Source organism: Candidatus Accumulibacter phosphatis (assembly GCF_012939955.1).
In the GTDB taxonomy this organism is placed as follows: Bacteria; Pseudomonadota; Gammaproteobacteria; order Burkholderiales; family Rhodocyclaceae; genus Accumulibacter; species Accumulibacter delftensis.
The window spans coordinates 62979-79348 of sequence record NZ_SPMY01000018.1; the positions used below are offsets into that span (position 1 = coordinate 62979).

The window sequence follows — 16370 nt, forward strand, 5'->3', positions numbered from 1 at the left end:
GATGGCGCAGTTTGCCGAGAATCTGAAGAAGCTGCCGGGGGTGTCGCACATCGCGGCGATCAATCTGTTGGACGCTGCCGGCGAAGTGCAGGCCGTGCTCGAGAACAAGGCGGGCAGCCAGGGTTCAGTGGCGGTCTACAACCACCTGGCACAGACCTACGGGGCGATTACCCCGGAGGCGGCCAGGAAAGGCCTGGAGATGTTTGCCGAGCACACTGAGGACGCGCGCGCCAATCCCGGCAAGCATGTCAATATTGATCGTTTGCTGATGCTTGTGGAGGAGCGCAAGACGCTGCGCACGAAGCACATCTTCGCGGTCTGAGTTCGGATTTTACACTCCACACTCCACACTTCACACGACGGCGCCGTCCTCGTTGGCGCCTTCGATTTTCCGCTTCGGCTTGACGAACTGCTCGCGTGAGACACCGAGCCACATGACCAGCGGGCTGGCGACCAGAACCGACGAGTAGATCCCGAAACAAATGCCGATGGTCAGCGCCAGCGAGAAGTAATAGAGCGTCTCGCCACCGAAGATCAACATCGCCAGAACCATGACCTGCGTTGATCCGTGGGTGATCACGGTGCGCGAAATGGTGCTGGTGATCGCATGGTCGAGGACCTGTGGTGTGCTCAGGCCACGCGCCTTCTTGAAAGTCTCGCGGACACGGTCGAAAACGACCACTGACTCGTTGACCGAGTAGCCGAGCACGGCGAGCACTGCCGCCAGAACGGAAAGCGAGAATTCCCACTGGAAGAAAGCGAAGAAGCCAAGGATGATGATCACATCGTGCAGGTTGGCAATGATCGCCGATATCGAGAATCGCCACTCGAAACGAAACGACAGGTAGAGGACGATGCCGATGATCACCACCAGCAGCGCCAGGGCGCCGTTCTCGGCCAGTTCTCTACCCACCTGCGGGCCAACGAATTCGACACGGCGCAGCGTGGCGCCCGGCGCTTCAACGGCGAGCGCCTCGATGACCGCCTGACCGATGCTGGCCGTGTTCTGATCGGCCGTCAGAGGCAGGCGGACCAAGACGTCCTGGCTAGACCCGAAATGCTGGACCGAGAGGTCGTTATAGCCGGCTTTGCCAAGCCCGTCGCGAATTTTTTTCGAGGTCCGCCGTTTGCGTGTAGTGGAGCTCGATCAGCGTTCCGCCGGTGAACTCGACCGAGAGATGCAGACCTCGGGTGAAAAGAAAGGTCACCGCCAGCAGGAAAGTGAGCAACGAAATGACGTTGAACACCAGCGCATGGCGCATGAACGGGATGTCTTTGCTGATCCGGAAGAATTCCATGGTGGTGCCTCTCTATTTGACGGCGGCCGAGCCAGCGTCGGCCGGTTTCCAGTCCACCTGGCCGATGGACAAATTTTCGACCTTGCGGCGGCGGCCATAGATCAGGTTGACCAGCGCGCGCGAGACGACCACTGCCGAGAATAGTGAAGTCATGATGCCAAGGCAGTGCACCACCGCGAAGCCGCGTACCGGGCCGGAGCCAAACATCAATAGCGCCAGACCGGCAATGAGGGTCGTGATGTTGGAATCCAGAATGGTGCCGAAGGCTCGTTCATAACCGGTGTGGATCGCTGCTTGCGGCGATGAGCCATTGCGCAGTTCCTCGCGGATGCGTTCGTTGATCAGGACGTTGGCGTCGATGGCCATGCCCAGGGTCAGTGCGATGGCCGCGATACCGGGCAAGGTTAGGGTTGCCTGCAGCAACGAGAGCAGGGCGATCAGCAACAGCAGGTTGGCGGCCAGGGCAATGACTGAGACGAGGCCGAACAAGCGGTAGTAGGCGATCATGAAGACGGCGATGGCGGCAAAGCCCCACATCGTTGACTGGAAGCCCTTGGCGATGTTTTCGGCACCAAGGCTGGGACCAATGGTGCGCTCTTCGATGATTTCCATGGGCGCGGCCAGCGAACCGGCGCGCAGCAGCAGCGCCGTGTCGTTGGCTTCGGTGGTCGTCATGCGGCCTGAAATCTGCACGCGACCACCCCCGATCTCTGCCCGGATCACCGGCGCAGTGACCACTTCGCCCTTGCCTTTCTCGATCAGCAGGATGGCCATTCTCTTGCCGACGTTGTCGCGGGTGATGTCCTTGAAGATGCGTGCACCCGGCGAGTCGAGCGTCAGGTGCACGGCCGCTTCGTTGGTCTGGCCGTCGAAACCGGGTTGGGCGTCGGTCAGGCGGTCGCCGGTGAGCACCACCTGCTTCTTGACCAGCAGCGGTGCGCCGTCACGCTCGACATAGAGCTCGCTGCCGAAGGGCACCTGACCAGCCAGTGCCGCTTCGACGGCGCCTGGCGTTTCCTCGACCATGCGGATTTCCAGCGTTGCGGTGCGCCCGAGGATGTCCTTGGCTTTGGCTGTGTCCTGCACGCCCGGCAACTGCACGACGATGCGATCAGCGCCTTGCTGGGCAATCACCGGCTCGGCAACACCGAGTTCGTTGATGCGGTTGTTCAGGGTGGTGATGTTCTGCTTGAGCGCGAAATCCTGTAGGCGCTTGATCGCTTCCGGCCGCAGGCTGGCGACCAGCTTGAGGTCGCTGTCTTCGCCCTGATCAAGCAGGAGCAGATCGGGCTGGTTCTCCTCGAGGGTCAAGCGTCCCTGGTTGCGCTTCTCCTGGTCACGAAAACGGATCACGATGCGCTCGCCCTGGCGGTCGATGCCGGCGTGGCGGACATTCTTGTCGCGCAGCAGGGTGCGCAGATCGGCGCCGAGCGAGTCCAGGCGTTTGGTCAGCGCGCCCGGCATGTCTACCTGCAGCAGGAAATGTACGCCGCCACGCAGGTCGAGGCCGAGGTACATCGGCAACGCGTGCAGCCTGGTCAGCCATTGCGGCGAGCTCGACAGCAGATTCAGGGCGATGACGTATTGCGGGTTGCTACTGTCCGGGTTGAATTGCTTCTCCAGGACATCCTTTGCCTGCAGCTGCGTGTCGTTGCTCAACAGGCGAACCTTGACGCCATTGCTGTCGACAAAGAGGCCACTGTTGGCTATCGCGGCTGCCTGCAGAGTGCTGGCGACGCGTTCACGGGTGCTGCTGTCGATCTTCACCGTCGCCTTGGCGCTTGAAACCTGCACCGCAGGCGATTCGCCAAAGAAGTTGGGCAAGGTGTAGATCAGGCCGAACAGCAGTGCCAGGCCGACGAGGACGTACTTCCAGAGCGGATAGCGATTCATGAATACTTTTTGTGCCGTCAGAGGACGCGAGCGCTGCCCGGAGACAGGCGCCCGGCTGGTGGTTAGAGTGCCTTCAGCGTGCCTTTTGGCAGAAGCAGCGTGACCGCCTGTTTCTGGACCTGGATTTCGACGGCGGTGGCAACCTCGATGGCGATAAAATTCTCGCCGACCTTGGTAATGCGGCCGGCAATGCCGCCACCGGTGACTACTTCATCGCCTTTGGCAAGGGCTTCGACCAGCGCCTTGTGATCCTTGGTGCGCTTCATCTGTGGCCGGATCATCAGGAAGTAGAGGACGATGAACATCAAAATGATGGGCAGGAGCTGCATGAAGCCACCCGTTGGGTCGGCAGCGGCAGCGGTTTGGGCGTGGGCGGTACTGATTAGCACATCAGTCTCCTAGAATGGAAGGTTTAAATTGAACCCGCAATTATAGCACTATCATTCCGGCGGCCGCCGGCGGCGGCTGTGGAAGCTGCGCACCGTTTCGGCGAGCGTGCCGGCAGCAATCGCCGTGCGCAGTTCATGCATCAGCTGGTGATAATAGTGCAGGTTGTGCATGGTGCCGAGTTGCGCGCCGAGGATTTCGCCAACGCGGTGCAGGTGATGCAGGTAGGCGCGTGAAAAGTTCTGACAGGTATAACAGTCGCAGCTGTCGTCGAGCGGCTGAGGGTCTGTCTTGTGCTTGGCGTTTCTGATCCGGATATCACCATGACGGGTAAAAAAAATGACCGTTGCGTGCGTTGCGCGTCGGCAGCACGCAGTCAAACATGTCGATGCCCACCTGCACCGCGGCTACCAGATCCTCGGGCGTTCCGACACCCATCAGGTAGCGGGGCTTGTCGCCTGGCAGGCGTGGAGCGGTGTGGGCGAGGATTCTCGCCATGTCGTCTTTTGGCTCACCGACCGACAGTCCACCGATGGCGTAACCATCGAAGCCGATTTCGGCGAGCCCGGCCAGCGACTCGTCGCGGAGGTCCTCGTACATGCCACCCTGAACGATCCCGAACAGTGCGTTGTGATTGGCGAGCAGGTCGTGCGCGGCACGCGAGCGCTGCGCCCAGCGTAGCGAAAGCTGCATCGAGGTAGCGGTTTCGCCGTGGCTCGCTGGATAGGGCGTGCATTCGTCGAGAATCATGACGATGTCCGAATCGAGCACATGCTGGATGCGCATCGACTCCTCCGGCGTCAGAAAAAGCCGGTCGCCGTTGATCGGCGACTGGAAGGTGACTCCTTCTTCCGTGATCTTGCGCAGGGCCCCGAGCGAAAAAACCTGAAAACCGCCCGAATCGGTGAGAATCGGTCCATCCCAGGACATGAAGCGGTGCAGTCCGCGATGTGCGGCAATGGCCTCCAGACCCGGTCGTAACCAAAGGTGGAAGGTATTGCCGAGACAGATCTGCGCGCCGCTTTCAATCAGGTCGCGCGGGGTCATCGCCTTGACCGTCCCGTAGGTGCCAACCGGCATGAAGGTGGGGGTTTCGACGATGCCATGGGCGAGGTTGATGCGGCCTCGGCGGGCTGCGCCGTCGGCGGCGAGAAGTTCGAAGTTCATCTATTGAAGGCCATCAGGAAACTGGAGGTGGCACGCCACTGCGCGTCACGGCGTGAAAACGCGGGCAAATGGCTTTCCGGATAAAAAACACCGCCTGGGAGCCAGGCGGTGCGTTTCGTCGGCGATTACGGGTTCGCCAGGGCCGGGGCGCTGGCGGTCGCAAGAACTGACAGATCCGACCTCCTGCGTGCCCGGAGCCTGGCGATGCTGCTGCGCAGGCGAACCGGGAACGAAGACTGCCGGATGAGTGGCGGCTAAGCTCAGCTGGCGTCGTCGATGGCCGCTCGCGCCGCTGCCAGGCGGGCAATCGGCACCCGGAAAGGTGAGCAACTGACGTAGTCGAGGCCGGTACGATGGAAGAAGGTGATCGAATCCGGGTCGCCACCATGCTCACCACAGACGCCCAGCTTGATCCCCGGGCGCGCCGCACGACCTTTCGCGACGGCCATTTCGACCAGCAGGCCAACCCCTTTCTGGTCGATCGATTCGAAGGGGTCGCGCTCGTACATGCCGTCTTTCAGGTAGCTCGGCAGAAACTTGCCGGCGTCGTCGCGCGAGAAACCCATCGCCATCTGCGTCAGGTCGTTGGTTCCGAACGAGAAGAACTCCGCTTGCTGGCCAATGCTGTCGGCGATCAGGGCCGCACGTGGCGTCTCGATCATCGTGCCGACCATGTAGTCGATCTTTTCGCCACGCGCGGCGAAGACGGCGTCAGCGGTCTTGCGGATGATCTTGGCCTGGGCGTTGAATTCACGTACCGTCCCGACCAGTGGCACCATGATCTCGGCCTTGACGTCGAACCCCTTGGCTTTCATGTTGAGCGCCGCCTCGATGATCGCGCGGGTCTGCATTTCGGTGATTTCCGGATAGGTAATGCCGAGGCGGCAGCCGCGGTGACCCATCATCGGATTGAACTCGTGCAGGTCATCAACCCGCATCTTGATCACCCCCAGCGGCACATTCATTTCGTGGGCCATGATCTTCTGGTTGGCTTCGTCGTGCGGGACGAATTCGTGCAGCGGCGGGTCGAGCAGGCGGATGGTGACCGCCAGCCCGCTCATTTCACGGAACAGACCTTCAAAGTCACCACGTTGCATCGGCAGCAGCTTGGCGAGTGCCTTGCGGCGGCCTGCTTCGTCCTCGGCGAGGATCATTTCGCGGACGGCCTTGATGCGGTCGCCTTCAAAGAACATGTGCTCGGTACGGCAGAGGCCGATGCCCTTGGCGCCGAAATTGCGCGCGGCCTTGGCGTCGTCCGGGGTGTCGGCATTGGCGCGAATGCCAAGCCGCTTGTACTTGTCGGTCAGGTCCATCAGCGCGCCAAAGTCGCCGGTCAGTTCGGCTTCCTTGGTTGGCACCTGGCCTTCGAAGACATTACCGGTCGAGCCGTCGAGGGAAATCCAGTCGCCTTCCTTGTAGACTTCTCCACCGACCGTCATTGTCCGTGCGTGGTAATCGACACGCACCGCGCCGGCACCCGAGATACAGCACTTGCCCATGCCGCGTGCAACGACTGCCGCGTGCGAGGTCATGCCGCCGCGCGCGGTCAGGATGCCAGTGGCAACGCTCATGCCGCGCAGGTCCTCGGGGGAGGTCTCCTGACGCACCAGGATCACGGCCTTGCCCTTGCGGACCCATTCTTCGGCTTCGTCGGCGAAGAAGACGATCTGGCCGGTGGCGGCGCCCGGTGATGCCGGCAGGCCGTGGGCGATGGAACGTGCTTTCTTGATTGCTGCCGGGTCGAAGACCGGGTGCAGAAGCTCGTTGAGGCGATCCGGACCGACGCGGCGCAGGGCTTCCTTCTCATCGATCATGCCCTGACGCAGCATTTCCATCGCGATGCGCACCATAGCCGCGCCGGTACGCTTGCCGCCACGCGTCTGGAGCATCCACAGGCGGCCTTCCTGGATGGTGAACTCGACGTCCTGCATGTCCTTGTAGTGGTCTTCGAGCTTGGTTTCGGCGGCCAGCAGCTGCTTGTAGATGTCCGGCATCAGCTCTTCGAGCGATGGGAAGCGGCTGCGGCGATCTTCCTCGCTGACCATCGCCAGTTGTGCCCAGCGCCGGGATCCTTCGAGGGTGATCTGTTGCGGCGTACGGGTGCCGGCAACGACGTCTTCACCCTGCGCATTGATCAGGAACTCGCCGTTGAAGAGGTCTTCGCCGGTGCCTGCATCGCGCGTGAAGGCCACGCCGGTACCACTGTTGTCGCCAAGGTTGCCGAAGACCATGGCCTGCACGTTTACGGCCGTACCCCAGGCGTCAGGGATGTCGTTCAGTTCGCGGTACACCACGGCGCGGTCATTGTTCCAGCTCTGGAAGACGGCCATCACCGAACCCCACAGCTGCTCCCACGGATCGGTCGGGAACTCGCGCCCGATGCGGGCACGAATCAGCCCCTTGAAGCGCTGCACCAGTTCCTTCAGGTCGTCGGTGCTGAGATCGGTATCGAGCTCGACGCCTTTCTTTTCCTTGAGCATGTCGATGACCACTTCGAAGGGGTCATGCTCTTCCTTCGATACCGGCTTGAGGCCCATCACCACATCGCCGTACATCTGGATGAAGCGGCGGTACGAGTCCCAGGCGAAACGTTCGTTGCCAGCCTTGCTGGCCAAGCCGGCGACGGCCTCGTCGTTGAGGCCCAGATTCAGGATGGTGTCCATCATACCCGGCATCGAGGCGCGCGAGCCCGAGCGTACGGATAGCAGCAGCGGATCTGCGGAGTCGCCGAACTTCTTGCCCATTTCGTTTTCGATGAAGGCAACACTGGCACGGACTTCCGCATCGATCAATTTGGCGACAGCATCCTGGCCCTGCTCGGTGTAGACCGTGCACACTTCGGTACTGATGGTCAAACCGGGCGGAACGACGATTCCCAGGCGGCACATCTCGGCCAAGTTGGCGCCCTTGCCACCGAGAAGATTCTTCATCGTGGCATCGCCGTCAGTGCGGCTGGCACCAAATACGTACACGTTCTTTGTTTCAGTTGACATAAATACCTCGCGTATGAGGGGAGAAGGAAGGGAGCTTCGAGCAGTACGCTCGAAGGGGCCCTAGAGGGAGTTACCCGGGCAAGTTACGCCGCGGGTCACTGAATTGCAGCGCTCCCGACCCGTAAGCGGACCAGGAGCGGAAAACGGGCGCAGCGCCAGCGATCAGATTTCTTCTGCCTCCATCTTGATCGCGCCGCAGGGGCATTCGGCAACACACATGCCGCAGCCCTTGCAGTAGTCATAGTTGAATTGAAAGCGCTTGCCGGGGCCGAGCTTGATGACTGCATTGTCCGGGCAGACGCCATAGCAGTTGTCGCACTCGAAGCAGTTGCCGCAGGACAGACAGCGGCGGGCTTCGAACAGCGCCGTATTCTCGTCCAGGCCGCCCTGGACTTCATCGAAAGTCGACTGGCGACGAATGATGTCCAGCATCGGGCGCACGGTTTTCGGTGCGTCGGCGTAATACCAGGTGTTGAGTTTCTCGAAGTTGGCCACTTCGTGTTGCACTGCCGGAACGTGTTCCTCGCCGCGCAGCCAGGCGTCAATATGCCGCGCCGCCTGCTTGCCGTGACCGATGCCGACGGTGACGTTGCGCTCCGCGGGAACCATGTCGCCACCCGCGAAAATTCCCGGATGACCGGTCATCATGTTCGCCGCGACCTTGACTACGCCGTCGCTGACCTCCAGGCCGGGAACGCCTTCGAGGAGTCCGAGATCGACATCCTGTCCCAGCGCGAGGACCAGTGAATCAGCCTCGATGGTCTCGAACTCGCCGGTCGGCTGCGGGAAGCCCGTCTCATCCAGGGCCATCTTTTCGATGGTCAGGGATGACTCGTCGGCCTGGGTGATGGTCGACAGCCACTTGACCATGATCCCTTCCTGAAGGGCTTCTTCCATCTCGAAATCATGGGCCGGCATTGCCGCGCGTGTGCGGCGATAGACGATCAAGGGTTCGGCGCCCATGCGCTTGGCGGTACGCGCCACGTCGATAGCGGTATTGCCACCGCCATAGACGACCACGCGGCGACCGAGCATCGGCTTCTCTTCGCCCTCCATACTGCGTAGCAGCGAGATGGCGTCGACGATTTTCGCCGCGTCGCCAGCCGGGATGCGCGCGCGTTTGCCGATGTGCGCACCAACGGCCAGGAAGGCGGCGTCGAACTTGCCGTCGGCCATGGTGTTGAGAATGTTATCGACTTTGGTGTTCAGATTCACCTTGACGCCGAGTTCCACGACGCGCTGCATTTCTGCCTCGAGAATGTCGCGTGGCAGTCGGTATTTCGGAATCCCGAAGCGCATCATGCCGCCGAGCAGCGGTCCCGCCTCGTACACCGTGACGCTATGGCCGAGGCGGCGCAGGTGGTAGGCCGCCGACATGCCGGACGGACCGGCACCGACGACGAGCACATTCTTGCCCGACTCGCTGCTCGGTGGGGTGAGTTTCCAGCCGAGCTTGAGGGCCTCGTCGCCGAGAAAGCGCTCGACCGAATTGATGCCCACCGGCTCGTCGATCTGGCCGCGGTTGCAGGCACCTTCGCAGCTGTGGTAACAAACGCGTCCCATGATCGCCGGGAAAGGGTTGTCTTTGGTCAGGTGCCGCCAGGCGCTTTCATAGTCGCCGGATTCGGCATGAAACAGCCAGCCCTGGATGTCCTCACCAGCGGGACATTGCTTGTTGCAGGGGGGCAAGCGGTCGATATAGACCGGCCGCGAAGTACGCCACGAGCCGGTGTGGTTGGCCAGCGAGGAGCCGGGGTCTAGGGTAATGGCAAAGGGTTTTTCCATCAGTTCGCCTCCTGGTCGAGCAGTCCGTATTTGCGAATGTTCTTGTCTGCCGCCGCTTGCAGGCGGGCGATCGTTGCCACTGCCGGCTTCTTGCCGAAGAGGTGTGCATAGCGCTTCTGCCGCTTGAGGTATTCCTCAACCGGTTGCTTTCTGCGGATCTTCAAGGTGCCGGTAAGCTCGCCGTTCTCCGCTTCGAAGACCGGAAAAATGCCGGTTTCCTTGGCCAGGCGCGCCAGCAGAATGGTGTCTTCCGACGCCGCGCCCCAGCCCAGCGGACAGGGGACGAGAATGTGGATGTAGCGCGCGCCACGCATGCCCATGGCCTTGGTGACCTTGTACTCGAGATCACGCAGGTCGGCGACGGTAGCCGTCGCGACGTAAGGAATTTCGTGGGCCATGGCGATCGCCGGGAGGAACTTGCCCTGGCCGAACTGGTTGCCCGGTTCGGGGCCGACCGGCATGGTCGTCGCGGTGCGCGCTGCCGGTGGCGTTGCCGAACTGCGCTGTACGCCGGTATTCATGTAGCCGCCGTTGTCGTAACAAATGTACAGAACATCGTCATTGCGCTCGAACATGCCCGACAGGCAGCCGAAACCGATGTCGGTGGTGCCGCCGTCACCGCCCTGGGCGACGACGCGGACGTCACCCATCTGGCCTTTGTTTCTTTTCACCTTGATCGCTGCGGCAATGCCGGTGGCAACCGCCGCAGTGTTGCCGAACAGCGAGTGGATCCAGGGAATCTGCCACGAGGTTTCCGGGTAGGGCGTCGAGAAGACTTCGAGGCAGCCGGTGGCATTGGCGGCAATCAGGCGGCCACGGGCGGCATTCATCGCCGCATCGATGGCGTAACGTGCGCCGAGTGCTTCACCACAACCCTGACACGCACGGTGTCCGGAGTTCAGCGAATTGGTGCGTTGAATGTTGGCCTGGACACTGCGTTCTGATGCTTCCAGGAGACGATTGCCGACGGTGAAAGTGCCGGTCTGATAGAAATGGACGGGTTGAAAGCTCATCGTGGTTCTCCTCAGCCAATCCGTGCGGCGACGACGCCGACGTCACGCAGCATGCTTTCCGCTGCCGGGCCCGAACGGCGCGTCGTGCGCTCGCGTTCGAGTTGCTTGTTGACCACGTCCCAGTCGAGGTCGAGGAAGGTCAGGCGCTCAAGTTCGCCGCGGATGGCCTTGGCGAACAGCGCGTGCAGCGACTTCATGGTGATCGCCCGCCCGCCGAGTCCGGCGACGACGGTGTGTCCTTCGAGTTGCAGCCCGGACATCGCCATGCGTACATCGGTCGACACGACGCCGCCGATGCCGACGGCGAGGCTCTTTTCGAGCACGACGACGCGTTTTGCGTTCTGCAGCGCTTTACGTACCTCTTCGAGCGGGAAAGGACGGTAGGAAATGATCCCCAGGACGCCGATCTTCTCGCCCGCCAGGCGCATCTCGTCGACGACATCCTTGATGGTACCCAGGATCGAACCCATCGCCACGACGATGGTTTCCGCATCGTCGGTGAAATAGGAATGGGTCAGACCACCCGAATCGCGACCGAATATGGTCTTGAACTGCGCGGCCAGCTTCGGGATCAGTTCCAAGGCCTGCATCTGCTTGGCGTGCGCGAGGTAGCGCACTTCGGAAAAAGCTTCCGGGCCGACCATCGCGCCGATCGATACCGGGTCGGTCGGATCAAGGACCTGGCGCGGCTCGTAAGGCGGCAGGAAGGCATCGACCTGCTCTTGAGTCGGTACGTCCACGCGCTCGTAAGCATGCGTGAGAATGAAGCCGTCCATGCAGACCATTACCGGCAGGCTGACTTCCTCGGCAAGTTTGAAAGCCAGGATGTGCAGATCGAGCGCTTCCTGGTTGGTCTCGGCAAAGAGCTGGATCCAGCCGCTGTCGCGTTGCGAGAGGGCATCGGTATGGTCGTTCCAGATATTGATCGGAGCTCCGATGGCACGGTTGGCGACGGTCATGACGATCGGCAGGCCGAGGCCGGAAGCGTTATAGACCGCCTCGCACATGAACAGAATGCCCTGTGAAGCGGTGGCGGTATAGGTGCGGGCACCGGTTGCCGAGGAACCGATGGCGACGCTCATTGCCGCGAACTCCGATTCGACGTTGATGAACTCGCAGTCGCTTATTTCGCCGGCCTTGACCATTTCGCCGAGGCCTTCGACGATGTGTGTCTGGGGCGAAATCGGGTAGGCGCAAATGACTTCGGGCCGGCAAAGGCCGACCGCTTCGGCAACCGCGTGTGAACCTTCAGTCTGTTTAAGCATGTGCGGCCTCCTGGTGACTTGCCCCGGCAACTTCGTCAAGGACGAACTGATAAGCCTCGCTGGCGGCGGCGATGTTGTTGCTGGCGATCTTCTCCGAGAACTTGGTATTGATGGCCTTGATCACCGACTCCAGGCGGATGATTCCCGAGGCGGCGGCGAATCCGGCGAGCAGCGGCACGTTGGGCATCGGTCGGCCAACGTGCTTGCGACTGAGATCGGTGGCCGGGACGGTGAGAAGTCGCTCTGCCGGCCAGTCACGGACAAAATCAGCAAGGCCCAACTCGGTAAAGCTGCGGCTGGTGTTGATCAGGATATAGCCGCCTTTCTTCAAGCCGGAGAAGACATCGACCTGGAAGAGCAGGGTCGGATCCTGAATGATCAGGGCATCGGGCTCCATGATTGGTTCACGCAGCCGGATCTCCTGGTCAGCGATACGGCAAAAAGCGACTACCGGGGCGCCGGTGCGCTCCGATCCGAAGCTCGGAAAGGCTTGTGCATGGCGGCCTTCCTCGAATGCGGCAATCGACAACATCTCGGCAGCGGTAACCACGCCCTGGCCACCGCGACCATGTATTCGGACTTGGAACATGTTTCCTCCAGTGTTGAACTTCGGTTGTACATCGGTGTCGTTTTGAAGTTTGCGCAGCATAGCTCAGTTCGAGTTCATTGAAAACATCGACCTCGATCTGGATCGCAGGCAGCCGCAATTTTCCGGAAAGTCGTCAGAATCGGCGTCCGATAGACGAGATTTGCTCAACTGCCGACTCTCTGCAGCAGCTTGGTCTGGTGCTGGTGCTACCGATGCGTGCGGCGATGCCACCCGCTTGCTGGTCAGTGCTCATGCCGGCAGTGGGCTACTCCCCGGCCTTTTCGGCATCAGGACCGTATAGTCGAAGTCCAGGAGGACGCTTGGATCGTAGGAACCGTCGGCCCGCTTGTAGGGGAAGTCGGCGCAGCTACGGTCCTTGGTCGCCACCGTACGCACGCGCAGTGCGCCAAGGTCATGGCGGCCCGGCAAGGACATCTGTTCGATGATTTCCGACCACGCGTAGACCGTATCACCGGCGAATGCGGGCGCGACATGCCTGCCGGCGTTGATCGCCACGATGCTGAAGGCATTGGCCAGGCCGTTGAACGACAGCGAGCGCGCCAAGCTAATGATGTAGCCACCATAGACAATTCTGCGTCCGAAGCGTCCACTCTTTTCCGCATGCTGGTTGAAGTGTACCCGCGCCGTGTTCTGGTACAGGCGGGTGGCCATCATGTGCTCGCTTTCTTCGATGGTCATCCCGTCGAGATGATCGATTCGTTCCCCGACCCGATAGTCGTCCCATAGATCAGTACTGCCCGAGAGGGCGGTGTCGTAGCCTTCCACCCTGATTCCAGGCGGAATGACCAGCTCGCTCACCGGCACGACATCGTGCAGCTCGGGAATGACGGTTTCGGGCGCCGGCGACGCCGGGTCGCGCTTGCGAACCATGACCCAACGGCGGTAATCGAGGGCAATTTGCCCTCGCTGATTGACGCCGCACGAGCGTACGTAGACGATGCCTGTCTTGCCATCGCGGTTCTCCTTGAGCCCGATCACTGTCGAATCGGCGGTGAGCGTGTCTCCCGGATAGACGCGGTGGCCAAAGCGCCCAGCGGCGTAGCCGAGGTTGGCAATGGCATTGAGCGAGATATCGGGCACCGTCTTGCCAAAAACCACGTTGAAAGCCAAGAGGTTGTCCACCGGGGAACGGAGAAAGGACAGGCTGTGCGCGAACGTGTCGGCCGAGGTCAGGGCAAAGCGCGAGCCGGTCAGCGCCGTGTACAGGGCCACGTCACCTTCGGTGATGGTGCGCGGGGTCGCATGCACGATGGCCTGGCCGACGCGAAAATCCTCAAAAAAGTTGCCCCATCTGGTTTTCTCGCTCATTTTCTCTTCTCTCTGCTGTTGTTGATTACTGTGCTACAGCCCATAGGCTGCCGCCAGGTCCGGATCTCGCCTGGCCACCAGGCTCGCCAGATCGACGATCACCCGCGCTTGTTTCCAGGTCGCGTCGTCCTGCATCTTGCCGTCGATGGTCGCTACCCCACTGCCATCGGGCATGGCTTCCAGGATACGTTTGGCGAACAGGACCTCCTTGACGTCGGGGCTGAAGACGCGCTTGGCAATGGCAATCTGGTTTGGTGCCAGCGACCAGGCGCCTGAGCAGCCCATCAGGAAAGCATTGCGGAATTGCGCTTCGCAGGCCGCTTCGTCCTTGAGATCGCCGAAGGGGCCGTAGAACGAGTGCAGGCCGTGTGCCACGGCCGCATCGACCATGCGCGCCACCGTGTAATGCCACAGATCCTGCTGAAAGAAAGCGCGCTGTTCCTGGGCTTCCTGCGCGTCGGCAAGAACGCCGTAACCGGGGTGTCCGCCACCGACGCGGGTGGTTTTCATGCCGCGCGACGCGGCCAGGTCGGCCGGGCCGAGGCTCAGGCCGTGCATGCGCGGACTGGCGCCACAGATCGCCTCGACGTTGGTTACCCCCTGCGCGGTTTCGAGCAGGGCGTGCAGCAGAATCGGCTTGCGGATCGCGTACTTCGCCTCAAGCAGAGCAACGTACTGATCGACGAAGTGAATATCCCATGGCCCCTCGACTTTGGGAATCATGATCACATCGAGCTTGTTGCCGACATGTTTGATGATTTCGCTGAGGTCGTCGAGAACCCAGGGGCTGTTCAGCGCGTTGATGCGCACCCACATGCCCGTGTCGCCAAAGTCGTTGTTCTCCAGCACTTCGATGAAGCCGGCACGAGCGGCCTCCTTGGACTCGATCGGGATCGCGTCCTCGAGGTTGCCGCACATCACGTCGCATCTCCTGGCCGTCTCCGGCACTTTGGCGCGGATTTTTTCGATGTGCGGTGGGAAGAAATGGATCATTCGCTCCGGTCGCACCGGTAATTCGCGCAGGGGTGGTGGCGCACCGATGGCGAGCGGCTTGTAGAAATGGACGGGTAGCTTCATGGCGTTTTCCCCTGGTGAAAAGAACTGTCTGGTTGGCAAAGGCGGCACGAGGTGGCCACAAGTGGCCAAAGTCTCGTCGGCGAAGATTTCAGGCCGGTCCGGCGACGACGCCGGCGTCATGCAGGCGGCCAACTTCCGCTTCGCTCATGCCGAGAACTTCGAGCAGAATCTGGTCGGTGTGCTCACCCAGTGCCGGCGCCGGCAGCGCCGGCAGGCGTGGCGAGGCGCTAAAGTCGAGCGGCGTCGTGGGCATCAGGTAGCTGCCGACGCCAGGCTGCTCGGTCATGGTGAACAGCGGATTGTCGATCGAGCAATCGGGATCGTTGGCCAGCGCCTCGCGAACGCTGCGATAAGGGCCCCAGGTGACGCGGTGCTCATCGAGGATTGCTGCGGCTTCGGCCAGCGTACGCGCCTGGCACCAGGCTTCGATCAGGGCAGCGATCTGCTGGCGGGCGCGGAAGCGATTGCCTTCGTCGTCAAGATCGAGGCCGAGGCGGACAGCGAGCGCGTCGATCGACTCCTTTAGTCCGGTCGCCTTGAGCAGGCTGCGCCACTGCCTGCGGGTCAGTCCGACGATCATCAGGCGCTTGCCGTCGAGGGTCTGGAAGTCGCGCCCGAAGGCGCCGTACAGGTAGTTTCCCTGCTTGGGTCGGTCGGCGTCGTTGACCATCACCTCGGCGATCATGCCGACGTTGCCGAGCATCGCCAGGGCCACGTCCTTCAGCGCCAGGCGCACCAACTGTCCTTCACCGGTCATGCGCCGGTGCCTTTCGGCGGCAAGCATGCCGATGGCAATCATCTGGCCGCTGATGAAGTCCCAGGCAGGAAAGACATGGTTGACCACCTCCGGGGAATTGCTCGGCCCGGTCATGTAGGGCAGACCGATCTGCGGGTTCACCGTGTAATCGACCTCCGAACTACCATCGCGGCGACCGGTGAGGTTGACCATGATCAGGTCCTGACGATGGACTTTCAGCGCCTCGTAGCTCAGCCAGCCCTCGGCCGGGAAGTTGGTGCTGAACAGGCCGGCGTTGTCGCCTGGCGCACAGATCAGCTGGGTCAGCAATGCCTGACCGCGGGGATTGCGGAGATTGACGGCGATTGAACGCTTGCCCTTGTTCATGCCGGCCCAGAAAAGGCTGTGCTGGCCATCAAGGGTCACTGGCCAGCGACCATAATCGAGGCCGCCACCGATCGGGTCGAAGCGAATGACGTCGGCGCCGAGTTGGGCCAGCGTCATGCCGCCAAGCGGCGCGGCGACGAAAGCCGATCCTTCGACGACGCGCAAGCCCTTGAGAATTCCGTCCATGAGTTTCACCAATCCTGCCTGCGTGCCGTACGGCTGCCCATCGATTCGCCAGGTGAGCGAAGCGCCACCTTGCTCAAGGCTGGCTCCTGTCCGGACGCGGAGCGCACAGTATATGGGAAAAGGGGGGGGGCGGGCGCACACGTTCCGAGTTTTTGGGTAGCGACGCGCGATGGTCGTGCGTCGGCTTGAGTTTGACGGAACGCTGTGCTGTACTTGCCGAATGCCCGTAGGGCGAACTCTCAAGCGGTCATGATATGTCGAGCCC

11 protein-coding genes and 2 pseudogenes are annotated in these 16370 nt (G+C 61.7%); 1 reads left to right on the forward strand and 12 read right to left on the reverse strand.

The features are described 5' to 3' along the window. Nucleotide 1 precedes the first annotated feature (1 nt). Nucleotides 2–322, forward strand: coding sequence for a DUF2322 family protein (locus E4Q23_RS06820; protein WP_169065936.1), 321 nt, complete (start codon nucleotides 2–4; stop codon nucleotides 320–322). Nucleotides 323–352: 30 nt separating this feature from the next. On the opposite strand, the pseudogene secF reads toward E4Q23_RS06820, so the two are convergent. The 12 genes and pseudogenes from secF to E4Q23_RS06880 form a co-directional block, all read right to left on the reverse strand. After that, nucleotides 353–1298 (reverse strand): annotated as a pseudogene (gene secF / locus E4Q23_RS06825) (protein translocase subunit SecF). Between the two features lie 12 nt (nucleotides 1299–1310). After that, on the reverse strand, nucleotides 1311–3191 hold the full coding sequence (gene secD, locus E4Q23_RS06830; protein ID WP_169065937.1) for a protein translocase subunit SecD: 1881 nt from the start codon (nucleotides 3189–3191) through the stop codon (nucleotides 1311–1313). Nucleotides 3192–3253: 62 nt separating this feature from the next. Then, the gene (gene yajC / locus E4Q23_RS06835; RefSeq protein WP_169065938.1) at nucleotides 3254–3580 is read right to left on the reverse strand and encodes a preprotein translocase subunit YajC; all 327 of its coding nucleotides are present in this window, start codon (nucleotides 3578–3580) and stop codon (nucleotides 3254–3256) included. 51 nt (nucleotides 3581–3631) lie between these two features. Further along, nucleotides 3632–4745: pseudogene (tgt, locus tag E4Q23_RS06840) on the reverse strand (tRNA guanosine(34) transglycosylase Tgt). A gap of 260 nt (nucleotides 4746–5005) precedes the next feature. Beyond that, nucleotides 5006–7738: a pyruvate, phosphate dikinase gene (gene ppdK, locus E4Q23_RS06845; RefSeq protein ID WP_169065939.1), complete on the reverse strand. Its 2733-nt coding sequence runs from the start codon at nucleotides 7736–7738 to the stop codon at nucleotides 5006–5008. Between the two features lie 162 nt (nucleotides 7739–7900). After that, a complete protein-coding gene (locus E4Q23_RS06850) occupies nucleotides 7901–9523 on the reverse strand; it encodes an NAD(P)-binding protein (RefSeq protein WP_169065940.1) in 1623 nt (540 codons plus the stop codon). Beyond that, complete coding sequence (locus E4Q23_RS06855; protein WP_169065941.1) at nucleotides 9523–10536, reverse strand: thiamine pyrophosphate-dependent enzyme; 1014 nt, start codon at nucleotides 10534–10536, stop codon at nucleotides 9523–9525. The genes E4Q23_RS06850 and E4Q23_RS06855 overlap by 1 nt, the downstream gene beginning before the upstream one ends. 11 nt (nucleotides 10537–10547) lie before the next feature. Continuing rightward, complete coding sequence (porA, locus tag E4Q23_RS06860) at nucleotides 10548–11801, reverse strand: pyruvate ferredoxin oxidoreductase (protein ID WP_169065942.1); 1254 nt, start codon at nucleotides 11799–11801, stop codon at nucleotides 10548–10550. Continuing rightward, complete coding sequence (locus E4Q23_RS06865; protein WP_169065943.1) at nucleotides 11794–12390, reverse strand: 2-oxoacid:acceptor oxidoreductase family protein; 597 nt, start codon at nucleotides 12388–12390, stop codon at nucleotides 11794–11796. Before E4Q23_RS06865 ends, porA begins: the two co-directional genes overlap by 8 nt. A 249-nt stretch (nucleotides 12391–12639) precedes the next feature. Then, entirely contained in the window at nucleotides 12640–13719 is a 1080-nt protein-coding gene (locus tag E4Q23_RS06870) for a MaoC family dehydratase (RefSeq protein ID WP_169065944.1), read from the reverse strand. Between the two features lie 33 nt (nucleotides 13720–13752). Further along, a complete protein-coding gene (locus E4Q23_RS06875; protein WP_169065945.1) occupies nucleotides 13753–14796 on the reverse strand; it encodes an HpcH/HpaI aldolase/citrate lyase family protein in 1044 nt (347 codons plus the stop codon). A gap of 88 nt (nucleotides 14797–14884) precedes the next feature. After that, nucleotides 14885–16105, reverse strand: a complete 1221-nt coding sequence (locus E4Q23_RS06880) for a 2-methylfumaryl-CoA isomerase (RefSeq protein WP_169065969.1) — start codon at nucleotides 16103–16105, stop codon at nucleotides 14885–14887. Between the last annotated feature and the right edge of the window lie 265 nt (nucleotides 16106–16370).